Origin of the sequence: Paracoccus alkenifer, from assembly GCF_900108405.1 — a bacterium.
GTDB classification, from domain to species: Bacteria; Pseudomonadota; Alphaproteobacteria; order Rhodobacterales; family Rhodobacteraceae; genus Paracoccus; species Paracoccus alkenifer.
Genome location: NZ_FNXG01000006.1, coordinates 43,834 through 63,289, shown reverse-complemented (window position 1 = coordinate 63,289; position 19,456 = coordinate 43,834). Strand labels below are relative to the sequence as shown.

At 66.3% G+C, this 19,456-nt stretch carries 26 protein-coding genes and 1 tRNA gene; 15 read left to right on the top strand and 12 right to left on the bottom strand.

Annotated features, from left to right (window positions below; translation table 11 throughout):
* Positions 1-208: 208 nt before the first annotated feature.
* A complete protein-coding gene (locus BLW83_RS13495; RefSeq protein ID WP_245728888.1) occupies positions 209-442 on the top strand; it encodes a hypothetical protein in 234 nt (77 codons plus the stop codon).
* 188 nt (positions 443-630) lie between these two features.
* On the opposite strand, the gene BLW83_RS13490 is transcribed toward BLW83_RS13495, so the two are convergent.
* Positions 631-1,143: an NUMOD1 domain-containing DNA-binding protein gene (locus BLW83_RS13490; protein WP_090848766.1), complete on the bottom strand. Its 513-nt coding sequence runs from the start codon at positions 1,141-1,143 to the stop codon at positions 631-633.
* A gap of 365 nt (positions 1,144-1,508) precedes the next feature.
* Here BLW83_RS13490 and BLW83_RS15555 point away from each other — a divergent pair, with 365 nt between their 5' ends.
* A complete protein-coding gene (locus BLW83_RS15555; protein WP_143042847.1) occupies positions 1,509-1,733 on the top strand; it encodes a hypothetical protein in 225 nt (74 codons plus the stop codon).
* A gap of 287 nt (positions 1,734-2,020) precedes the next feature.
* On the opposite strand, the gene BLW83_RS13485 is transcribed toward BLW83_RS15555, so the two are convergent.
* Positions 2,021-2,338: a hypothetical protein gene (locus BLW83_RS13485; RefSeq protein ID WP_090848765.1), complete on the bottom strand. Its 318-nt coding sequence runs from the start codon at positions 2,336-2,338 to the stop codon at positions 2,021-2,023.
* Entirely contained in the window at positions 2,328-2,582 is a 255-nt protein-coding gene (locus BLW83_RS13480) for a hypothetical protein (protein WP_177172575.1), read from the bottom strand. The genes BLW83_RS13485 and BLW83_RS13480 overlap by 11 nt, the downstream gene beginning before the upstream one ends.
* An 86-nt stretch (positions 2,583-2,668) precedes the next feature.
* Between BLW83_RS13480 and BLW83_RS13475 the strand changes: the two genes are divergently transcribed.
* Complete coding sequence (locus BLW83_RS13475; protein WP_090848764.1) at positions 2,669-3,043, top strand: hypothetical protein; 375 nt, start codon at positions 2,669-2,671, stop codon at positions 3,041-3,043.
* 355 nt (positions 3,044-3,398) lie between these two features.
* Here the strand turns inward: BLW83_RS13475 and BLW83_RS13470 are convergent, their stop codons facing one another.
* Both BLW83_RS13470 and BLW83_RS13465 read right to left on the bottom strand, forming a co-directional pair.
* Entirely contained in the window at positions 3,399-4,004 is a 606-nt protein-coding gene (locus BLW83_RS13470) for a hypothetical protein (protein WP_090848763.1), read from the bottom strand.
* Positions 4,005-4,117: 113 nt separating this feature from the next.
* On the bottom strand, positions 4,118-4,570 hold the full coding sequence (locus BLW83_RS13465) for a DUF2513 domain-containing protein (RefSeq protein WP_090848762.1): 453 nt from the start codon (positions 4,568-4,570) through the stop codon (positions 4,118-4,120).
* A 199-nt stretch (positions 4,571-4,769) separates the two neighbouring features.
* Here BLW83_RS13465 and BLW83_RS13460 point away from each other — a divergent pair, with 199 nt between their 5' ends.
* From BLW83_RS13460 to BLW83_RS13415, 10 genes are all read left to right on the top strand, one after another.
* The gene (locus tag BLW83_RS13460; protein WP_143042846.1) at positions 4,770-5,096 is read left to right on the top strand and encodes a hypothetical protein; all 327 of its coding nucleotides are present in this window, start codon (positions 4,770-4,772) and stop codon (positions 5,094-5,096) included.
* A gap of 112 nt (positions 5,097-5,208) precedes the next feature.
* Complete coding sequence (locus BLW83_RS13455) at positions 5,209-5,397, top strand: hypothetical protein (protein ID WP_245728885.1); 189 nt, start codon at positions 5,209-5,211, stop codon at positions 5,395-5,397.
* Positions 5,398-5,400: 3 nt separating this feature from the next.
* The gene (locus BLW83_RS13450) at positions 5,401-5,727 is read left to right on the top strand and encodes a hypothetical protein (RefSeq protein ID WP_090848759.1); all 327 of its coding nucleotides are present in this window, start codon (positions 5,401-5,403) and stop codon (positions 5,725-5,727) included.
* Between the two features lie 25 nt (positions 5,728-5,752).
* Positions 5,753-6,604: a DUF2303 family protein gene (locus BLW83_RS13445; protein ID WP_090848758.1), complete on the top strand. Its 852-nt coding sequence runs from the start codon at positions 5,753-5,755 to the stop codon at positions 6,602-6,604.
* Positions 6,605-6,727: 123 nt separating this feature from the next.
* Positions 6,728-7,588, top strand: coding sequence for an outer membrane protein (locus BLW83_RS13440; RefSeq protein ID WP_090848757.1), 861 nt, complete (start codon positions 6,728-6,730; stop codon positions 7,586-7,588).
* A gap of 1 nt (position 7,589) precedes the next feature.
* Positions 7,590-8,594, top strand: coding sequence for a phosphoadenosine phosphosulfate reductase domain-containing protein (locus tag BLW83_RS13435; protein WP_218139132.1), 1,005 nt, complete (start codon positions 7,590-7,592; stop codon positions 8,592-8,594).
* A gap of 29 nt (positions 8,595-8,623) precedes the next feature.
* A complete protein-coding gene (locus BLW83_RS13430; protein WP_090848756.1) occupies positions 8,624-8,884 on the top strand; it encodes a hypothetical protein in 261 nt (86 codons plus the stop codon).
* Positions 8,881-9,570 carry a hypothetical protein gene (locus BLW83_RS13425; protein ID WP_090848755.1) on the top strand — a complete coding sequence of 230 codons (690 nt, stop codon included), beginning with the start codon at positions 8,881-8,883 and terminating at the stop codon, positions 9,568-9,570. Before BLW83_RS13430 ends, BLW83_RS13425 begins: the two co-directional genes overlap by 4 nt.
* Positions 9,567-9,797 (top strand): helix-turn-helix transcriptional regulator, encoded by a 231-nt coding sequence (locus BLW83_RS13420; RefSeq protein ID WP_090848754.1) that lies wholly within the window; start codon positions 9,567-9,569, stop codon positions 9,795-9,797. The genes BLW83_RS13425 and BLW83_RS13420 overlap by 4 nt, the downstream gene beginning before the upstream one ends.
* Positions 9,797-10,879, top strand: coding sequence for a site-specific integrase (locus tag BLW83_RS13415; RefSeq protein ID WP_245728883.1), 1,083 nt, complete (start codon positions 9,797-9,799; stop codon positions 10,877-10,879). The genes BLW83_RS13420 and BLW83_RS13415 overlap by 1 nt, the downstream gene beginning before the upstream one ends.
* Before the next feature lie 23 nt (positions 10,880-10,902).
* Here BLW83_RS13415 and BLW83_RS13410 read toward each other — a convergent pair.
* A tRNA-Ile gene (locus BLW83_RS13410) sits at positions 10,903-10,978 on the bottom strand.
* 129 nt (positions 10,979-11,107) lie between these two features.
* On the opposite strand from BLW83_RS13410, the gene purM reads away from it, so the two are divergent.
* Both purM and purN read left to right on the top strand, forming a co-directional pair.
* Positions 11,108-12,157, top strand: coding sequence for a phosphoribosylformylglycinamidine cyclo-ligase (purM, locus tag BLW83_RS13405; RefSeq protein WP_090848752.1), 1,050 nt, complete (start codon positions 11,108-11,110; stop codon positions 12,155-12,157).
* Positions 12,157-12,780: a phosphoribosylglycinamide formyltransferase gene (gene purN, locus BLW83_RS13400; protein WP_090848751.1), complete on the top strand. Its 624-nt coding sequence runs from the start codon at positions 12,157-12,159 to the stop codon at positions 12,778-12,780. The genes purM and purN overlap by 1 nt, the downstream gene beginning before the upstream one ends.
* Before the next feature lie 79 nt (positions 12,781-12,859).
* Here the strand turns inward: purN and BLW83_RS13395 are convergent, their stop codons facing one another.
* The 6 genes from BLW83_RS13395 to BLW83_RS13370 form a co-directional block, all read right to left on the bottom strand.
* Complete coding sequence (locus BLW83_RS13395; protein WP_090848750.1) at positions 12,860-14,203, bottom strand: branched-chain amino acid ABC transporter permease; 1,344 nt, start codon at positions 14,201-14,203, stop codon at positions 12,860-12,862.
* A 15-nt stretch (positions 14,204-14,218) separates the two neighbouring features.
* Entirely contained in the window at positions 14,219-15,220 is a 1,002-nt protein-coding gene (locus tag BLW83_RS13390) for a branched-chain amino acid ABC transporter permease (protein ID WP_090848749.1), read from the bottom strand.
* Between the two features lie 33 nt (positions 15,221-15,253).
* Entirely contained in the window at positions 15,254-15,964 is a 711-nt protein-coding gene (locus BLW83_RS13385) for an ABC transporter ATP-binding protein (protein ID WP_090848748.1), read from the bottom strand.
* Positions 15,964-16,851, bottom strand: a complete 888-nt coding sequence (locus BLW83_RS13380; protein WP_090848747.1) for an ABC transporter ATP-binding protein — start codon at positions 16,849-16,851, stop codon at positions 15,964-15,966. Before BLW83_RS13380 ends, BLW83_RS13385 begins: the two co-directional genes overlap by 1 nt.
* Positions 16,852-16,961: 110 nt before the next feature.
* On the bottom strand, positions 16,962-18,146 hold the full coding sequence (locus tag BLW83_RS13375; protein ID WP_090848746.1) for an ABC transporter substrate-binding protein: 1,185 nt from the start codon (positions 18,144-18,146) through the stop codon (positions 16,962-16,964).
* Between the two features lie 121 nt (positions 18,147-18,267).
* On the bottom strand, positions 18,268-19,452 hold the full coding sequence (locus BLW83_RS13370) for an ABC transporter substrate-binding protein (protein WP_090848745.1): 1,185 nt from the start codon (positions 19,450-19,452) through the stop codon (positions 18,268-18,270).
* Positions 19,453-19,456 lie beyond the last annotated feature (4 nt).

Genomic DNA, 19,456 nt, shown 5'->3' with positions numbered 1-19,456 from the left:
CCCCCGCTCCCACATATTGTGTCAACTCGCCATATCCAGGCGGATTCCACTCAACAATTATGGTTTCTGTGGTAAGAATGTTGTGGGGAACGAATCGGTTACACGACCGTCCCCCACCGTGAAGCCGCCGCATATTGCCATACGGTGGCACCACTGCGACCGAAGGGACTGCAACCCCAAGGCCGCTCGATGCCAGGAAAGGAGTCCTATGGCACCGATGAAGCACCCCATTACGGGGATTGATGTGAACCCGATCTTGGTCGAGCGTGTTCAGCTCGACTTCGACGCTGCTGTCACTGCGTGGGTTCTTAAGCTGCAAGGCGCGAAGTTTAACATCATTGCCCAGACACTTGGGACCAATCCCATGCGTATTGGCGAGGTGTTCCGGGGAGACAAATTCCCCGAGGCGCGCGCTGAAGCAGCCCGCCGGCTGTCGCACTGATGCCCGGGGGCAGCTTTTGCTGCCAAAAGAACGGATCGGGCGGTGAACATGGGGGTGACCCGGCCGATCCACAGGCGGACAAGCGCTCATTTCCGCCCGCGTCCCAACGGCAGCGCAAACCGCGTCGAGGCGCCGATCCAGCGCCCGGATCACGACCTGATACGCGCCCTTGCCCTGGACGGCCTCGATCATGCCGCATCCCCCCGAGCAGCCTGCCGGGCATCGGCTTCCATCAGCCGGCGCAGCAGATAGTCGGAATAGGTCGCGGTGAACCCCGCCTTCGCGCAGCGAGACAGATAGCTTGAGCAGACGCCCAGATACCGCGCCGCCGCGACCCGGGACGGGAACTCGCGGCCATGGATCGTGATCGGCAGGATGTTGTTCAGGGCCTGGCGCCGGGGCGGCCGCGACCCTTGGCCCGCAAGCTCAAGGCAGCCGTATTTTCTAAGCCGGTGGCTCAGCGACGGGGCCGTCACCCCAAGGGCAGCCGCCGCGGCCGAGATCGAGGGATAGTCCACGTTGCCCAGCCGGACCGGAACGCAGACCCCGCCTTTGCGATGCCTGACCAGCCCCTGCTTGTGCCGCGCCCGAAACTCACGCTGGCGCTGAACCTCGGCCTCGCGGCAGATGTCGCACCGGCACTTGAGGTTGCAATAGGCGTAAATCGTGCCGTGCCTGATCGGCCTGCGGGGCAGGGGCATCGCCCCACCCCCTTGCCCCGCAGGATCACCGACAGGGGGAGAAGCTGCCCGCCGGTGAATTTTCGCCCCGCCGCCATTCGGGCGGCTCTCGGCCGGGCCAGCCATGTCGCTGTTTATCGAGGCGCAACGGACGGTGTTCATTGCATCCATCCATCGGAATTTGTGGCGCGCGAACCCGCCAGACGATCCACACCAGATGTTGTGTCAAGCACCAAGCGACAAGCAAGAACCCTGTGGAAAAAAATGAACGCTCTGCTAGGTGTAGTGGTGAGGGGAGCGATTCGTTTGCGCGATCGCTCCCCCGAGTGAAGCCGTCGCACTCCCAGCAACGACGGCACCACAGCAGCCATAGTGGAGGTAAACCCATGGCTACTTTTCGTCACCCCGTGACGGGGGTGCTTCTGAACGAGATCAGCGTCGTTCGACCTCGCAAGCTCAGCGAGATGGAAGCTGAAACCGCCCGTCTTCTGCGCCAGCAAGGACTGAAACTTCAGGACATCACTGCGATGCTCGGCACCAATCAAGGCCGAGTGGCCGATGTATTGTGGCCCGGCCGGCGTGGCAACGGCGATCAGCCGGTCCTGATCTGATCTGAGACCGGGCGGCGGAGAGTGGAGGATGGTATCTTCCGGCCGGTCACAACCGAACCCTTCTTGCATCTCGGACAACACGAAGAGAGCGACACTGCGGTGAATTTTCGCCCCGCCGCCATTCGGGCGGCTCTCGGCCGGGCCAGCCGCAGGTTCCACGATTTCCGCTGTCGTCTTGCCCGACGCGGGGCGGATCGTGGCGGGTGATCCGGCAAGACCACCGGCGGACAGGTGCTGCGCCCCGCCCGTATCCACCCGCACCGGGCAACCTGAGACCCCGATCTGCATCACGCCCCCATGACCCTCGCGTAATCGGGCAGGGTGCGAATGGCGAAATCGACCACGTCGCCATAGGGACGATGGGTCGCCTCGCGCCAGTTGCAGGCCGTCTGCCGCGTCACCCCGAAATGCCGGCCGCAAGCCCCGGCGCTGGGGAAGCTGACGATCATCAGCATCGACCAGCGCCGCATGAACCCGTCGGGGTCGGGCCGCACATGTCGGTGCGCCCGCCGCATCGCCCGGATCGAGCGCCCGCGGCCGCCCCGCGGCGGGATGAAGGACATTTGCGCGCCCACGCGCGCAAGCTGGCCACGATCAGCAGCCATCAGAGGTTTCGACATGGTTTTGCTCTTGGGTTTGGGCCGCCGAAGCGGCGGGTTGAGGGAAGTTCTGATCGAACCACCTCATTGCAGCATTGAACCGTCCGACGGTGATGTCGGCGCCTTGGCGCAATGCCGCCAGCTTTTTGCTGTCCCGGAAGACGCGATGCGAGACGGTGCTGTCTTCGGAGATTCCAGCTGCCTGCTTGTACGCATCCGCGCGAGAAATGAGGGTGTTGATATCGATCATGCACCCGATGTGCGGTTTAATTACCGCGTTGTCAACGGTTTTCTAACCGCTGTCCGGTCAGGCCGAGGCGCGGTAATTTTCCCGCTATGAATATCACCGATGTCCTGATCAGGATCGACGAGCGACTGGCAGAGATGAAGGTTGACGGTCGCGGCATGTCCGACCGAAGCCTTTCACTTGAGGCGACCGGGTCCACAGACACCATTCGGAACTGGCGCCGGCAGGCGACGGGCGCGAAGCCAACGGCCGGCGCCAACATCGCAACAATTGCCAAGGTCGCCAGAGCCCTCAACGTGTCGGCGGATTGGCTCCTGACCGGAGAGGGTGAGCGCAGCCTCCCACAGAGCCAGATAATATCCGATATAATACAGGCTCTTCCCGAACTAACGCCCGTAGAGCTTGAGACTGTGCGAGCTGCTGTACTCGGGCTTCGCGATCGGCACCCGCCGGAAGAGCAATGACTGCCCGCAGGTCAAAAAGCACTCTCTCGGCATCAGTCATCCGCGGCCCCCTTTCGAGAACGTTAAGCGAACATCCGCCGGCCAATCAACCCCGAAGAGGGTCTGCGCGGCAAGCTGGCGCAGGCATCTCGAAGCAGCAAAAACTAACCAACCACGCTTAGCAAGCAAAGGAGATCAGCCTTGACATCGACAAAAAATGGCGGCGGAGGAATTCAAAAAGGATCCTCGCCGCGCACCATTACTGAGGGATCGAGCCCGCGGTTGCCGACGGGGCGCGGGCCCACGGGGAGCGTGACGAGTGGCGCGACTCCAGTCACCTTTACGACCACCGTGAAGCCGCCGCCGAAGAAGTAAGTTACTTCATTCGAATATTTACCCGCGCCACTTCACCCGCCGGAATATATGTCAGGCGGGTGCCCCACGCCTCGTCTCTTACCCCTTGCCTGACCTCTTCCGTCCCGTTGGGAAGCTCTTCCTCCTCGACAGCCATGATGATGGAGCCATCTCCGCCCAAATATAATCCATCCCAAGGTGAGCCGTGGAACTTCGTTCGATCGTTGAGGTAGAGGGTGCGGCCGTTCTTCAGGCCGACTGAAACCTGCCCCACGCCCCTGCCGCTCTGGACGATGCAGTCCCACCCGTGGTGAACCCCATCCTCCCTGTGGACCCGCGCAGTCGCCATCAGCCAGCACCAAAAGGGCCTGCCGGCTACACGCCACATGCAGGCAGAGATCAGGCTGCCCACAAAGGCCGCGCCAAAAGCGAGAACTGGACCATGGCAGGGTTCGATAGCGCCAAAGCAAAGCAGGGCGATAGCCGAGAATACCAGGGAGATGAACAGCGTATCCTCTGCCTTATGGCTGCGCCTGTAACCGGCGTACGCGGTAGCGTAACCCAGATATCCAGCCGCAATGGCGGCCTGGAGTGACAGGGACAGATTGAAGAAGTCCGAGTTGATCATGGGAACCTCCTGAGCCGCCCACCTGTATCACATCAGGCACGGCGTTGCGCGCCATGCTTGCGCATAGACCGCCTTCCGCCGGGCGGTTTCGTCCGCCACCGCCCGGCGCCGGCTCAATCCAGCGGGACACCAAGATCGGACAGCTTCTTGCGCAGAAACGCCATACTGATGTCCCTCAGCAGGGACAGGCCCACCCCTGACACGCTTGCCGCAGCGGCTTTCGTCCGTGCCCAGGCAGCGTCGTCCCGGATGGCTGCGCAGAAATCATGCCCCGCGTTGGTCATCCGAAAGATGCCGCCACGGCTGCCCGATTCCTCCAGCAGCCCGGCGTCAGCCAGCAGTTTCAAGTGATAATACTTCAGCCGTTCCTCGTGCGGGCTTTGGTTGTGCGGCGTGCAAACCAGAAGAAACTCTTGGCTGGCCTCGAAATCCAGCATCAAACGCCTGATCAGATCATCGTCCCGGCGCATCGGCATCCCCCACAGATAGACATAGGGGCAGGCCCCCATCTCCATCAGCAGGTACTCCATCTGAGCCGCTTGTCCCATAACCGCCACCCGATCCATACCCCGCCCCGACGGGCTTTTTCATGCGCCGCCGCCCGGCGCTGGCCGTGACACCTTCGCACAGGCGAATCATGCCCGCAATAAAATGCGGTATTTTTACCTTATAAATGTTGACTACGGTTAAATTACCGCACATAGATGATCCCATCCCCGCCGAAGACGCCACCGGCAGATCGCGGGCCCCAGGATGGAGATCGTCATGCCGGCCACAAGCACCCCCCGCATCCACGCCCCCGGTCTGCACCGGGACGAAACCGGCGCCCCGGTCCTGATCCCCGAGGCGGTCGAGCACTACCAACCCGCGGGCTCCGGCTCTTATCGCTATCCCGAACCTGACCGGGGCCAGAGCCTGCCCATGATCGGCGTGGTCCTGACCGCGCTGATCGCGCTGCTGCTGCTGGCGCTGGCCTCGGCCGCTGCCTGGATCGTCATCAGCGCCGACTGGCCCGCCATCCTCGACCAGATCGCCCCCACCACCCGCATGACGCTGGAGGACGGCGTGCGCCTGATCGAGAGCAGGGGCTGACCGAACAGCGGGCGCGCTGCCTCACACTGCCCCGCGCCCGCTCAACTGCCCCCGGTCCTGCCAGATCGGGGGCGCATTTCCCCAACAACTGAGGTCCACCATGAACAGGCTCTTGAAATGGCTGCGCCACGATCACCTTCCGCCGCATCTGCAAGATGTGGTCAAGCCGATCGATGCGCTCGCCCGGTCGCTGGATGCCACCCTGGCCGAAGGCCCGGAAAAGACCGCCGGCATGCGAAAGCTGATCGAGGCCAAGGATTGCTTTGTCCGCGCCCGGATCGAGCAGGACGAGGAGGCCTGACCGATGCAGCGCCACGAACTCAACTTCCTCGAATTCATCCAGAACTTTCGCCGCGGCGAATTGCTGGAAGTCGGCGACCAGAAGCTGTCCGAGCTGATCGAGGCGATCCAGCAAACCGGGCAGGGCGGCAGCCTGACGCTCAAGGTCAGCTTCAAGGTCAACAAGGCCGGGCAGCTGGAAACCGTGCCGGACATCACCATCAAGAAACCGACCCGATCCATGGGCACCGGAATCTATTTCGCGACCGACGACGGGCGCCTGACCCGTCGCGACCCCCATCAGATGGACATCGAGGACGAGATCGAGCGCCGCCGCTCGATGGAAGCCTGATCACCCCGCCAGAAAAGGAACCACCATGGCACAATCCCAAACCCCTTCGTCAATCGTGCTCGAGGCCGATCCGCGCAGCGCCCTTGATGCTGCGATGGAGGCTGCGCGCATCGCGTCGCCGGTCATCGACGGCCCTGACGGCCGCACCCATGTCGCCCTGCCGGATCGCATCCGCCTGCACGACATCAGCGACCCGAACCGCCTGCCGTCCCGCGTGCGCCAGGCTGTCACGGTCGATGACCGCGCGTCTCTGTCGGCCTATGCCAACCGCTTCAAGTCGGACCGGTCGATCATCGTGGCCGATTTCGATGCGCTGACCATCTCGGCCCGGCTGGACTGGCACGAGCATAACCAGTCGGACAGCTTCCCGAACCCCAGCCACAACGCCCACGCCGTGACGCTGGCCCTGCGCCCCTCCGAAGAGTTCTCACGCTGGGACGAGATGGAAGGCAAGATCCATCCGCAGGCGGATTTCGCGCGGTTCCTCGAAGAAAACAGCGTCGATATCTGCACGCCCGAGGCCGCGACCATGATCGAGATCAGCCGGGATTTCGAGGCAACGGTGGGGCAGGTCTACAAATCTGCCGTCCGTCTCGACAACGGCGACCGCAAGCTGGTGTTCGAATCCGACACCAAGGTGCAGAACGGCGTCATCATCCCGGAAAAATTCACCCTCCTGATCCCGCTCTACAACGGCGAGGATCCCGAGGCGCTGACCTGCCTGTTCCGCTGGCGTGCGCTTGGGGGTGGACAGGTCGGCCTCGGCTTCCAGTGGCACCGCGTCGAATACCAGCGCCGGTCGCATTTCGCACTGATCGCAACCACGGCCAGCGAAGAAACCGGCCTGCCTGCCTTCATGGGCCGGATCGCCGCCTGACGCTCCGGTGCGCCGCCCCGCGCGGGCGGCCATCCCGAGCGCCAGTCCGAGGGGCACCATGACACAGCAAACCACCACCGACCGATCCGCCCTGCTGCGCGCCGCAATCACAGGAGTTTCGAAATGACCCGCATCACCTCCGTCGCAGCCCTGCTGCTGACCACCACGCCCGTTCTCGCCGGCGGCTGGGTCGCCCCGATTACCGACGCCCCGCCCGTGACTCGCCCTGCACAGGCCGCTGCCCACGATTGGACCGGCGGATATGTCGGCCTGTCCTACGGCACCCAGCGGACCAAATCGCAGCGCGCGACCTACGAGGATCGCGAGCTGACCGAAACCCGCCCCGTCTACGAGGATCGCCCGATCACCGAGGTCCGGCGCGAAACCCGGCCCTACACCAAGCTGGATCAGCATCACGACTTGCAGGCCACCGGCTGCGAGCATCCCGGCAGCAAGTTTGAGATTACCAACGGCAGCACCATCGGCACTGTGCCGTGCGCCAGCGTCTTGAACGCCACGCCCAACGCCAGCTGGTCGGATTGGGCCATCGTCGGCCACGCGCCGGTGATCATCCAGGAGTGGACCGAGGTGACGGGCAGCGAGACGGTGCAGGTCGGCAGCGAGACCGTCGTTACCGGCGTCGAGTCCGTGCAGACCGGCACGGAGACGCTGCGCCAGTCCAGCAGCACTGCCGGCGTGTTTGCGGGCTACCGGCACCAGCTGGTCGGCGGGACCGTGATCGGGGTCGAGGCCAGCTATGCCCGCGCTGGCGGCCAGGACAGCACCCGGCTCATGGCGCAGGGCGGATACAGCCTCGGCCGCGTGTTGCCGTATCTCTCCATTGGCCATGATTTTTCCACCAGCGCCACCGTCTACGGCGCCGGCATCGACGTGGCGCTGTCCCGGCGGCTGATGGGGGGGCTGGCATACACCAAGGCCGATGATGCCGAGCGCATCGAGGCCCGCGCGGCGTGGAGGTGGTAACGTGACCGCTGCGGCCCAGCACATCGTCAACATCAGCGGCGGCAAGGACAGCACGGCCTGCTACCTGCTGGCGCAGGCGCGCGGGCGTCCGTTTCGGGCCGTGATGGCCGACACCGGCAACGAGCACCCGGTGACCATCGACTATGCCATGTCGCTGGGCGACCGCACCGGCGGACCGCAGGTTGAGCTGTTCAGAGCCGATTTCTCGGAGCGTATGGCCAAGAAGCGAGCTTATATCGCCGAGCACTGGCCGCGCGACGGTGTGCCGCAGGCAGCCGTGGATCGCGCTATCGCCGCATTGCAGCCGACCGGGATCCCTTTCCTCGATCTGTGCCTCTGGAAGGGGAGGTTCCCGTCTCGGCGCGCGCAGTTTTGTACCGAGTTTCTGAAGTCCGACGTCATCGGCCAGCAGGTGATCGACCCCGCCCGCCGGGCCGGGCCGGTGATCCAGTGGCTGGGGGTCCGCCGCGACGAAAGCATTGCCCGCCGCCAGGCGCCGCTGTGGCAGGTGGTCAGCACGCCTGGACTATCCTCGATGCGCTATTACCGGCCGCTGATCCATTGGACCGCCGAGGACGTGTTCTTTTATGCGCGCCGCCACGGCGTCGACCCTAACCCACTCTACCTGCAAGGCATGGGCCGGGTCGGCTGCCTCCCATGCATCAACGCCTCCAAGGTCGAAATCCGCGCCATCGCGACTCGCTTCCCCGAAGCGATTGAGCGCATCGCGGAATGGGAGGCAATCTGCGCCGAGACCAGCAAGCGCGGCGTCGGGACGTTTTTTGCAGCGGACGTGACCCCCGAAGGAGCGCGGCTGGGCAAGCGTATCGCGCGCATCGCCGACCCGGCAGAGCGGGCGGCCGCCTCGGCAGCAGCACCGTGGCCTGACGCCCGGCAGGTCGCTGAATGGGCGCGCACCGACCACGGCGGCCGGCAATACAGCTGGATCATCGATCACGAGGACGACGGGCTGTCCTGCTCGTCGCAATACGGGCTCTGCGAATGATGCACGATCAACCAGATGGAGGCCCCGCAATGACCACCAACGCCCCTCTGATCCATCGCAACATTACCATCACCCGCGCCGATGTCCCCGGGGCACCCTATGAGTGGATCCACGACGAGGGCAGCGCCCACGGCCAGGCCGAGACCATCGAGCAGGCGCGCCGGCAGATCAACCTCCACCTCGGCAGCCCTGATCCCGACTGCCCGGCCTGCCGCGGCACCGGCCGAGAGGACTGGGCGTATCTCGGGATCGTCAGGTGCGACCTCTGCTGGGCCGTGGATGCGGCATGACGATCGCTTTCCGCATCCTGATCGCCTGCGAGACCAGCGGCATCGCCCGCCGCGCCTTTGCTGCGCTGGGGCATGACGTCTGGTCCTGCGATCTCGACCCGGCCGAGGACGGCAGTAATCGCCACATCATCTGCGACGTGCGCGATGGCATCCTGTCCGAGGGCTGGGACTTGCTGGCCGTCATGCACCCGCCCTGCACCCGCCTTTGCAGGTCCGGCCGGCGCTGGATGTCCGGCCCCGGCAAATGGACCCCGCCCAAGCAGCTACCGCGCGGCCGCACCTGGGACTGCCTGCGGGCCGAATTCGAGATGGGCGTGCATGTTTTTTCGACCTGCTGGGAGGCGCGGATCCCGCGGCTGGCGATCGAGAACCCGGAAATGAACGACCTCGCCCGGGACCGCATGCCCGCCGATCTTCCGGCGCCGCAGATGGTCCAACCTTTCTGGTTCGGCGAGCCCGCCTATAAATCCACCGGCTGGTATCTGCGCGGCCTGCCGCCGCTGACCGAGACCGACAGGCTACCAGAACCTGTGCGCGGATCCGACGAATGGAAACGCTGGAATCGGGTGCACCGCCTGCCGCCCGGGCCGGAACGCGCTCGCCTGCGCAGCAGATCGTTCCCGGGAATGATGCAGGCCGCGGCCGAACAGTGGAGCGGTCATGCGATGCGCGAGATTGCGGCATGAGCAAGGCATCCCTGAGCTTCCGTCCGCGACTGCTGTCGGTGTCCGAAGCGGCGGCCTATCTGGGCTTGTCCGCCAGCACCCTGCGCGGCCTGCCGATCGCGCGCAGGGTCCATAACTCTAGACGTCTTTATGACATTCGCGATCTCGACGCCTATGCTGATGATCTGCCCTATGAGGGCGAGACCGGCAACGAGGTGGCGACATGCGACAGGCTGTTCGGGGTGTGATGCTCCCGCGGGTCCATCGCGTCCGCAAGGGCGGCAAGGTTTATCGCTGGCATCGGCCGACCCGCACCAAGCTGCCTGACGACATCCCCGAGGCACACCCCGACTTCATCGCCGCCTGGGCCGCTGCCGAGGCCAGCGCGCCGCGCCCGGTCGAGACCGCGCCGGCCGGCACTATCGCCGCAGCGGTGACGGCGATGCTCGGCTCGCGCAAGGTCAAGGGCTATTCGGCAGTCTACCGCCACGTGGTCCGGCGCGAGGCCGACGAAATCCGCGCCGAATATGGGGCCGGGCCGATGACCGGGCTGCGCGAGAATCACATTCGCGCCGATCTCGACAAATTCGCCGCCAGCAAGGCGAACGCGCGCCTCAAGGTCTGGCGGCTGATCTGCGGCCACGCCAGGACCGCCGGGACCATCTCGAACAACCCATGCGCCGGGCTGCAAAAGATCCCTGTCCAGACGGACGGCTTCGCGCCGTGGTCGGCAGATGACATTGCGAAATTCCGCACGCACTGGCCTTTCGGCTCGACTCAGCGTGCCTGCATGGAGCTGGTGTTCTGGACCGCCGCCCGGACCGTGGACGCGGTGGCGATCGGTCCCCAGCATATCGGCAGCGACGGTGTCCTGGTCTTCCGACAAAGCAAGACCGGCGGGCGCGCCTATGTGCCGTGGGCCGCGCCGCTGCCTCTGTGGGCACAGTCCTGGGCCGCAGAGCGCGATCAGATGCTTCAGGCCATCGCCTGCCTTTCGGGGAGCCTCACGTTCCTGCAAACGTCGCATGGGCGGCCGCGCAGCATCAAGGGGTTGGGGAATGTGGTCAGCACGGCCGCGCGCGAGGCAGGGCTGGTCGAACGATCAGCCCATGGGCTGCGCAAATCCCGCCTGACGATGATCGCCGAGGCCGGCGGATCGGCGCATGCGATCATGGCTTGGGGCGGCCACAAGACGCTGGCCGAAGCGCAGCGCTACACCGAGGCCGCCGAGATGCGGCGGCTGGTGACGGGGGCAGGGCAGGGGCCGGAACAGGAACGGAACGCTGTAAACCGGGCCGCCGTGGCTGTAAACTTGCCGAAATATCTTTAGCAATCAATTGCTTGCAGGGGTCATGGTAGGCCCGGAGGGATTCGAACCCCCAACCAAGGCGTTATGAGCGCCCTGCTCTAACCGTTGAGCTACGGGCCCGCCCGCCCCCCGCCTGTCGCAAATGCCGCAAGCGGGGTCAAGATAAACCGGCGCTCTGCCTGCCAGCGCGATTGTCTGCGCGCGGCGGCTGGGCTATCCACGCCCGGCGATCATCTGAAGGCGGGCGACATGACGGGCGAAACCAAGGCAACCGGGCTGACCTATGCCGCGGCAGGGGTGGATATCGACGCGGGCAACGCGCTGGTCGAGCGGATCAAGCCCGCCGCCGCCGCTACCGCGCGGCCGGGGGTGATGGCGGGCCTGGGCGGTTTCGGCGCGCTCTTCGACCCGCGCGCGGCCGGCTATGCCGACCCGGTGCTGGTGGCCGCGACCGACGGCGTCGGCACCAAGCTGCGCATCGCCATCGACACCGGCGAGGTCGGGGGCGTCGGCATCGACCTTGTGGCCATGTGCGTGAACGATCTGGTCTGCCAAGGCGCCGAGCCTCTGTTTTTCCTGGATTATTTCGCTACCGGCAAGCTCGATACCGAACAGGCCGCGCAGGTGATCGAGGGCATTGCCGAGGGCTGCCGCCGTTCCGGTTGCGCCCTGATCGGCGGGGAAACGGCCGAGATGCCGGGGATGTATCACGGCGGCGATTTCGACCTTGCCGGCTTTGCCGTGGGCGCGATGGAACGCGGCGCGCATCTGCCGCAGGGGGTGGCCGCGGGCGATGTGCTGCTGGGGCTCGGCTCGGACGGGGTGCATTCGAACGGCTATTCGCTGGTCCGCAAGGTGGTCGAACGCAGCGGGCTGGGCTGGGATGCGCCGGCGCCCTTTGCCGACGCGCCGCTGGGGCGCGCGCTGCTGACGCCGACGCGGCTTTATGTGCGCCCGCTGCTGGCGGCGCTGCGGGCGGGGGGCGTCCGCGCCGCGGCCCATATCACTGGCGGCGGCATCACCGAGAACCTGCCGCGGGTGCTGCCTGATGGCCTTGGCGCCAGCGTCGATCTGGACAGCTGGGAACTGCCGGCGGTATTCGGCTGGCTGGCCGCAACCGGCGGCACCCCGCCCGAGGAAATGCTCAAGACCTTCAACTGCGGCATCGGGATGATCGTCGTGGTCGCCCCGGACCGCGCCGAGGCGCTGGCCGAGCTGCTGCGCGAGGCGGGCGAAACCGTGGTGACGCTGGGCAGGGTCGAGGGCACGCCGGGCGTGCGCTACACCGGCACGCTTTGATGAGCGCGGCCCTGCAAGACGCGCCGCCAGACACCCCCAAACGCGTCGCGATCCTGATTTCCGGCGGTGGCTCGAACATGGTGCAGCTGGTGCGGTCGATGACCGGCGACCATCCGGCGCGGGCGGTGCTGGTCGCCTCGAACGACCCTGCCGCCGCCGGGCTGTCCCGCGCCGCCGAGATGGGCATTCCCACCGCCGCGGTCGATCATCGCCCCTTCGGCCGCGACCGCGCCGCGTTTGAATCGGCGCTGCTGGAGCCGCTGCTGGCCGCGCAGCCCGACATCCTGTGCCTTGCCGGGTTCATGCGGATCCTGACCCCGGATTTTGTGGCGCGCTTCAGCGGGAGGATGCTGAACATCCACCCCTCGCTCTTGCCGAAATATCCCGGGTTGAACACCCACGCCCGCGCGCTTGCCGCGGGCGACGCGCAGGCCGGGGCCACGGTGCATCTGGTCACCCCGGAACTCGACTGCGGCCCGATCCTTGGCCAGGCCAGCGTCCCGGTCGAACCCGGCGACACCCCCGACACGCTTGCCGCGCGGGTGCTGACCGCCGAACACCGGCTTTACCCGCTGGTCCTGCGCCGCTTTGCCGCAGGAAAAACCGGCCGCATCGACCTCTGACCCCTTCTTCATCACGGAAATATCCCGCGGGGGGAGCCCGCAGGGCGGGGGGCGCGAAGCCCCCCTTTTGCCCAGGATCCTAGCGTTCCGGCAGCAACCCCTTCGGGGCAAAGCGCAGCACCAGCAGCAGCACAACCCCCATCGCCAGATAGCGCATCTGCGGCGCGCTTTCGATCAGATGCGCGCGCAGGCCGCCCGCGGACAGGGGCGAGGTCAGAACCGCCATCGCGGCCGGGCCCCAGACCTCGGCCTTGATCCACAGGAACCAGATCAGGATCGCCCCCAGCACCGCGCCCCAGTTGTTGCCCGAGCCGCCGACGATCACCATCACCCAGATCAGGAACGTATAGCGCAGCGGGTTGTAGCCGCCCGGCGCCATCAGCCCGTCCAGCGTCACCATCATCGCGCCCGACAGGCCGATCACCGCGCAGCCCAGCACGAACAGCTGCAAATGCCGGCGGGTCACGTCCTTGCCCATCGCCGCCGCCGCGGTCTCGTTGTCGCGGATCGCGCGCATCATCCGGCCCCATGGCGAATACAGCGCCAGTTCCGTCAGCAGGATCAGCGTCAGCACCACCGCGACAAAGATCGCGGCATAGCACAGCTTGACATAGATGCCTGATCCGGTGGCCGCATCCAGCCCCCAGCGGGCGGCGGCGGCGACGAATTCGGGGTTCGATTGCAGCGCCAGCTCATAGGGGACGGGGCGGGGGATGCCGGTGATGTTCAGCACGCCGCGCGCCAGCCAGCCCTCGTTCTTGAGGATGGCGACGATGATTTCGCCGATGCCCAGCGTGGCGATGGCCAGATAGTCGGAACGCAGCCCCAGCGCCACCTTGCCGATCCCCCAGGCGGCGACGGCGGCCAGCACCATGCCCACGGGCCAGCTCAGCACCACCGGCAGGCCAAGGCCGCCGATATTGCCGGCCTTGGCGGGGTTGTTGGCCTCGATCGCGGCGACGGCGGGGTCGAACAGGATCCGCGCGGCGACATAGCCGGCAAGGACGATCAGCGTGATTACCACGCCGCGGGACAGGCCGCGCAGCCGCTGCGCCGCGGCCCAGACAAGCACCAGCGTCGCCAGCCCCACGGCCATCGCCAGCATCAGCCGCGGCCCGCCCGCGTCCCAGGCCCCCGCGACATGCGGGGTCGAGATCAGCACCGGCGCCAGCCCACCCAGCCCGATGAAGCCGACGACACCGGCGTTGAACAGCCCGCCATAGCCCCAGATCATATTGACCCCCAGCGCCGCCACCGCCGAGATCAGCCCCATGTTCAACAGCGCCAGCGCGCTGTTCCACGACCCCGAAAACATCGCGTTCGAGACGCTGCCCTCAAGCAGCAGCAGCGCCGCCACCGCCAGAAACAGCAGCGGTGCGCGCAGGGGGCTTGGCCTTGCATCGGCCTGTCGGGTGCTGGACATGGTTCCCCCTTTCGCTCAGTAAGCCTTGCCGCGGAACAGCCCCGTGGGGCGCACCAGCAGCACGACGATCAGGATGACAAAGCTGATCGCCAGCTTGTATTCCGTGCCCAGCATTTGCAGCAGGCCCGTGGGTTCGAACCCCAGATACTCGGCGACTTTTTTCCATGGATAGGTCAAGGCGACCTCGGAAAAGGCGATCAGGAAGCCGCCGGCGATGGCACCGACAGGGTTGCCGAGGCCCCCCACGATGGCGGCGGCAAAGATCGGCAGCAGGATCTGGAAATAGTTGAATGCCTTGAAGCTCTTGTCCAGCCCGTAAAGCGACCCGGCCATTACCGCCAGCGCGATGGCGATGATCCAGGTCAGCCGCACCACCCGGTCGGGGTCGATGCCCGACAGCAGCGCCAGATCCTCGTTATCGGCATAGGCGCGCATGGCCTTGCCGGCGCGGGTGCGGTTCAGGAACACGAACAGCGCCCAGACCGACAGCGCCGCGATCACCAGAGTGATCGCCTGGGTGGTGCGCAGCGACAGCCCCTCGGACAGGCCGGTCATCGCCTTGAACTGCGGCACGGTGACGACGAAACGGGCGCCATCGGCAAAATTGATCTCGCCCACGCCGATCACGATGCGGGTCAGCCCGTTCATCACGAACATCACGCCGACCGAGGCCATCACCACCACGATCGGCGCCGCCTTGATGCGGCGGTAATGGCGATAGACCCAGCGGTCGGTCAGCAGCGCCAGCGCCGCGGTCAGCGCAATGGCCGCGGGCAGCGCCAGCAGCGCGGTGGGCAGCGGCCCCAGCGTGATCCCCAGCGCCTGCAACCCCCAGGTCAGCAGGATCACCATGGCGGTGCCGAATGCCATGGTGTCGCCATGGGCAAAGTTGGAAAACCGCAGGATCCCGTAGATCAGCGTCACCCCCAGCGCCCCCAGCGCCAGCTGCGCCCCGTAGGCCGAGGCCGGGATGAAGACAAAGTTCAGGAATATGACGAGCGCGTTCAGCGGATCCATCGGTGGCCTCTCGTTGCGGCGGTCGCAGCCATGTCAGCCCCCCAGGAAGGTGCGGCGCACCTCGGGGTCGGCCATCAGTTCGGCGCCGGTGCCGGTATAGCGGTTGGCGCCCTGCACCAGCACATAGCCGATATCGGCGATTTCCAGCGCCTGCCGGGCGTTCTGTTCCACCATCAGGATGGAAATGCCGGTGCGGGCGATCTCGATGATGCGATCGAACAGCTCGTCCATGACGATGGGGCTGACGCCGGCGGTGGGTTCGTCCAGCATCAGCAGGCTGGGGCGGGTCATCAGCGCCCGGCCGACGGCGACCTGCTGGCGCTGGCCGCCAGACAGCTCGCCCGCGTGCTGGCGGCGCTTGTCGGCGACGGCGGGGAACAGGTGATAGACCTGCTCCATCGTGTCGCGGAAATCGTCGTCGCGGATATAGGCGCCCATTTCCAGGTTTTCCTCGACCGTCATGGTCGGAAAGACGTTGGCGACCTGCGGCACGAACCCCATGCCGCGGCGGACCCGGTCCTGAGGCGACAGCCCGCCGATATCCTGCCCGTCCAGCAGCACCGTGCCCTCGCGCAGGTCCAGCATCCCGAACACGGCCTTCATCGCGGTGGATTTGCCGGCGCCGTTCGGGCCGACGATCACTGCGATCTGGCCGCGCCCGACCGCGATGTCGCAGCCGTTGAGGATGTCGGCCTTGCCGTAGCCGCCGCGCATCCCCGTCGCGGAAAGATAGGCGTTTTCCATCACATGCCCCCCAAGGGTCGCGCCGGCAGCCCGTCGCCGCCCGCGCCGGCCTCGTCGCCCATCCCGGGCTGAAAGCCGTGGCTTTCGCCGAACAGGGTTTCTTCCTCGGCCTCGGCCTTGACCTTGTTTTTCAGCCCGCGGCCCAGATAGGCCTCGATCACGGCCTCATTGGCCATGATGCTGTCGGCCGGGCCCTCGGCCAGCACCTTGCCCTCGGCCATGACGATCACCGGGTCGCAGAGCTTGCCGATGAAATCCATGTCATGCTCGATCACGCAAAATGTATAGCCGCGTTCGCGGTTCAGGCGGATGATCGCGTCGGCGATGGTCATCAGCAGCGTGCGGTTCACGCCGGCGCCGACCTCGTCCAGGAACACGATGCGGGCATCGACCATCATGCAGCGGCCCAGTTCCAGCAGCTTTTTCTGCCCGCCCGACAGGTTGCCGGCCTTTTCCTCGGCCACGTGAGAAATGGTCAGGAAATCCAGCACCTCGTCGGCGCGGGCACGCAGCGCGCGTTCCTCGCCCGCGATGCGCTTGCGGCCGAACCAGGTGTTCCACAGGGTTTCCCCCGACTGGCCGGGCGGCACCATCATCAGGTTTTCGCGCACGCTCATCGAGGCGAATTCATGCGCCATCTGAAAGGTGCGCAGCAGCCCCTTGTGGAACAGCTGGTGCGGGGGCAGGCCGGTGATGTCCTCGCCGCCCATCAACACCCGGCCCGATGTCGGCGCCAGCACCCCGGCGATCACGTTGAACAGCGTCGATTTCCCGGCGCCGTTCGGGCCGATCAGCCCGGTGATCGACCCCTTGCGGATTTTCAGGCTGGCGCCATCCACGGCCCGAAAGCCGCCGAAGTGCCGGTGAAGGTCGTGGACCTCGATCATGCTTGCTCCGATTCTCCCCCGCGCGCTGCCTAGCGGGACATTGCACATCCGCCAAGCAAAACTGCCGCGACGCCCGCAAAAAGGCGCCGCGGACCCTGCGTCACAGGGGGCTAGCGGGTGCCGACCACGTTCAGGACGCCGCCCTTGTAGTCGACCTCGCGGTAGGTGCCGGCGCTTTCGCCGCCGCCCACCAGCTCGACCGCCGAGGCGCCGACATAGTCGATGTCCTGCCCCGCGGCCAACAGTTCCAGCGCGCGGCCCAGCTCGCCCGGCTGGATCTTTTCGCCGGGGGCGTTCGCGACCTCCATCACCTTGTCCTTGTAGACGCGCGGGTCGCTGGACCCTGCCGCCTGCATCGCCAGCATGATCAGCGCCGCCGCATCATAGGCTTCGGCGGCAAACGCGTCCGAGCCGTCGAACCCGGCCTCGCGCGCCAGTGCGATGAAAGCGTCGCGGCCCTCGCCCTCGGCCGAGGGGTTCTGCCCGAATGATTTTTCCAGCTCGGCCCCGAACTTGTCGACCAGCGCCTGCGTCACCATGCCGTCGGTGAACACGAAGCTGTCGAAGGCCCCCGCATCCAGCGACCCCCGCACGATGCCCGAGCCGCCCTGATCGACATAGCCCGCGACCACCAGCGCCTCGCCCCCGGCGGCGGCCAGCGCGCCGACCTCGGCCGAATAATCGGCCTTGCCGTCGTCATGGGCCGCGTTCATCGTGATGGTGCCGCCCCTGGCCTGAAAGGCCGTGACAAAGGAATCCGCCAGCCCCTTGCCGTAGTCGTTGTTGGTGTAGCTGACCGCCACCGACTTGATGCCGCGGTCGGTGATGATGTCGGCCATCACCTCGCCCTGCCGCGCGTCCGACGGCGAGGTGCGAAAGAAAAACCCCTGATCCTCGATGGTGGACAGCGCGGGCGAGGTCGCCGAGGGTGCGATCATCACCATGCCGTTGGGCACCGCCACCCGTTCCAGGCTGGCGATGGTTTCACCCGAACACATGCCGCCCATGATCCCGTTGACCCGTTCAGAGGTCACCAGCCGCTCGACCGCCGCGACCGAGGCCGCCGCATCGGCGCAGGTGTTGTCGGCGCGCACCGCGGTCACGGTCGAACCGTCCAGCAGCTTGCCGGAATCGGTGACCTCTTTCATTGCCATTTCGGCGGCGGCGGCCATCGGCGGCGCCATGGATTCCAGCGGGCCGGTAAAGCCCAGCGAGATGCCCAGCTTGATGTCCTCGGCCAGCGCGCCGCCGGCGGTCAACGCCAGCGCGGCCGTTGCGATCAGAAATCGGTTCATGCGTTCCTCCTGTTGGATGCGGGGTCCGGTCGTTTGGTGCCGGTTGCGCCCCGGTCGCCCGCTTGCGCGCGGGACGAAAAAACCCCGGCCGAACGGATCCGGCCGGGGTTGTGGTCAGGGGTCAGCGGGTGCCGACCGCGTTCAGCGTGCCGCCCTTGAAATCGACCTCGCGGTAGGTGCCGGCGCTTTCGCCCGGCTCGACGAATTCCACCGCCGAGGCGCCGTCATAGTCGATGTCCTCGCCGGCGGCGAGCAGTTCCAGCCCGCGGGCCAGATCGCCGGGGCCGATCTTTTCGCCGGGGGCGTTCGCGACCTCCATCACCTTGTCCTTGTAGACGCGCGGGTCGCTGGAACCCGCCGCCTGCATCGCCAGCAGCATCAGCGCCGTCGCATCATAGGATTCGGCAGCAAAGGCCGAGGTGCCGTCGAAACCGGCCTCTTTGGCCAGCTCGACGTATTTGTCGCGGCCCTCGCCCTCGGCCGCGGGGTTCTGGCCGAATGATTTTTCCAGCTCGGTGCCGAAACGGTCGACGACGGGCTGGCCGACCATGCCGTCGGGCAGGATGAAGACGTCGAACGCGCCCGCGTCAAGCACGCCGCGCATCACGCCCGAGCCGCCCTGATCGACATAGCCCACCACCGCCAGCGCGTCCCCGCCCGCGGCGGCCAGCGCGCCGACCTCGGCCGAATAATCGGCCTTGCCGTCGTCATGGGCGGAAATCATCGTGACCTTGCCGCCCCGCGCCTCGAACGCGGCCTTGAAGGATTCCGCCAGCCCCTTGCCATAGTCGTTGTTGGTATAGGTGATCGCGACCGAGTTGACGCCCTTTTCCTGCGCGATCTCGGCCATCACCTCGCCCTGGCGCGAATCCGACGGCGAGGTGCGGAAGAAGAAGCCCTGATCCTCGATGTCGGTCAGCGCCGGCGAGGTGGCCGAGGGCGAGATCATCACCATCCCGTTGGGCACGCCCACCCGTTCCAGGCTGGCGATGGTTTCGCCCGAGCACATGCCGCCCATGATCCCGTTGACCTTGTCCGAGGTCACCAGCCGCTCGACCGCCGCGACCGAGGCGGCCGCGTCGATGCAGGTGTTGTCGGCGCGCACCGCAACCACGGTCGAGCCGTCCAGCAGCTTGCCGGAATCGCTGACTTCCTTGATCGCCAGCTCGGCGCCGCTGGCCATGTTCGGCGCCAGCGATTCGAGCGGGCCGGTAAAGCCCAGCGACAGGCCGATCTTGACCTCTTCGGCCGAGGCGACACCCGCGCTCAGCGCCATCGCAGCCGTCGCCAGAAGCAGTTTTCTCATGTTG

What these genes read in the sequence shown, in the direction of transcription:
- BLW83_RS13495 (WP_245728888.1), top strand. Translation starts at nt 209, where the DNA reads ATGGCACCGATGAAGCACCCCATTACGGGGATTGATGTGAACCCGATC.
- BLW83_RS13490 (WP_090848766.1), bottom strand. Translation starts at nt 1,143, where the DNA reads ATGCCCCTGCCCCGCAGGCCGATCAGGCACGGCACGATTTACGCCTAT.
- BLW83_RS15555 (WP_143042847.1), top strand. Translation starts at nt 1,509, where the DNA reads ATGGCTACTTTTCGTCACCCCGTGACGGGGGTGCTTCTGAACGAGATC.
- BLW83_RS13485 (WP_090848765.1), bottom strand. Translation starts at nt 2,338, where the DNA reads ATGGCTGCTGATCGTGGCCAGCTTGCGCGCGTGGGCGCGCAAATGTCC.
- BLW83_RS13480 (WP_177172575.1), bottom strand. Translation starts at nt 2,582, where the DNA reads ATGATCGATATCAACACCCTCATTTCTCGCGCGGATGCGTACAAGCAG.
- BLW83_RS13475 (WP_090848764.1), top strand. Translation starts at nt 2,669, where the DNA reads ATGAATATCACCGATGTCCTGATCAGGATCGACGAGCGACTGGCAGAG.
- BLW83_RS13470 (WP_090848763.1), bottom strand. Translation starts at nt 4,004, where the DNA reads ATGATCAACTCGGACTTCTTCAATCTGTCCCTGTCACTCCAGGCCGCC.
- BLW83_RS13465 (WP_090848762.1), bottom strand. Translation starts at nt 4,570, where the DNA reads ATGGATCGGGTGGCGGTTATGGGACAAGCGGCTCAGATGGAGTACCTG.
- BLW83_RS13460 (WP_143042846.1), top strand. Translation starts at nt 4,770, where the DNA reads ATGCCGGCCACAAGCACCCCCCGCATCCACGCCCCCGGTCTGCACCGG.
- BLW83_RS13450 (WP_090848759.1), top strand. Translation starts at nt 5,401, where the DNA reads ATGCAGCGCCACGAACTCAACTTCCTCGAATTCATCCAGAACTTTCGC.
- BLW83_RS13445 (WP_090848758.1), top strand. Translation starts at nt 5,753, where the DNA reads ATGGCACAATCCCAAACCCCTTCGTCAATCGTGCTCGAGGCCGATCCG.
- BLW83_RS13440 (WP_090848757.1), top strand. Translation starts at nt 6,728, where the DNA reads ATGACCCGCATCACCTCCGTCGCAGCCCTGCTGCTGACCACCACGCCC.
- BLW83_RS13430 (WP_090848756.1), top strand. Translation starts at nt 8,624, where the DNA reads ATGACCACCAACGCCCCTCTGATCCATCGCAACATTACCATCACCCGC.
- BLW83_RS13425 (WP_090848755.1), top strand. Translation starts at nt 8,881, where the DNA reads ATGACGATCGCTTTCCGCATCCTGATCGCCTGCGAGACCAGCGGCATC.
- BLW83_RS13420 (WP_090848754.1), top strand. Translation starts at nt 9,567, where the DNA reads ATGAGCAAGGCATCCCTGAGCTTCCGTCCGCGACTGCTGTCGGTGTCC.
- BLW83_RS13415 (WP_245728883.1), top strand. Translation starts at nt 9,797, where the DNA reads ATGCTCCCGCGGGTCCATCGCGTCCGCAAGGGCGGCAAGGTTTATCGC.
- purM (WP_090848752.1), top strand. Translation starts at nt 11,108, where the DNA reads ATGACGGGCGAAACCAAGGCAACCGGGCTGACCTATGCCGCGGCAGGG.
- purN (WP_090848751.1), top strand. Translation starts at nt 12,157, where the DNA reads ATGAGCGCGGCCCTGCAAGACGCGCCGCCAGACACCCCCAAACGCGTC.
- BLW83_RS13395 (WP_090848750.1), bottom strand. Translation starts at nt 14,203, where the DNA reads ATGTCCAGCACCCGACAGGCCGATGCAAGGCCAAGCCCCCTGCGCGCA.
- BLW83_RS13390 (WP_090848749.1), bottom strand. Translation starts at nt 15,220, where the DNA reads ATGGATCCGCTGAACGCGCTCGTCATATTCCTGAACTTTGTCTTCATC.
- BLW83_RS13385 (WP_090848748.1), bottom strand. Translation starts at nt 15,964, where the DNA reads ATGGAAAACGCCTATCTTTCCGCGACGGGGATGCGCGGCGGCTACGGC.
- BLW83_RS13380 (WP_090848747.1), bottom strand. Translation starts at nt 16,851, where the DNA reads ATGATCGAGGTCCACGACCTTCACCGGCACTTCGGCGGCTTTCGGGCC.
- BLW83_RS13375 (WP_090848746.1), bottom strand. Translation starts at nt 18,146, where the DNA reads ATGAACCGATTTCTGATCGCAACGGCCGCGCTGGCGTTGACCGCCGGC.
- BLW83_RS13370 (WP_090848745.1), bottom strand. Translation starts at nt 19,452, where the DNA reads ATGAGAAAACTGCTTCTGGCGACGGCTGCGATGGCGCTGAGCGCGGGT.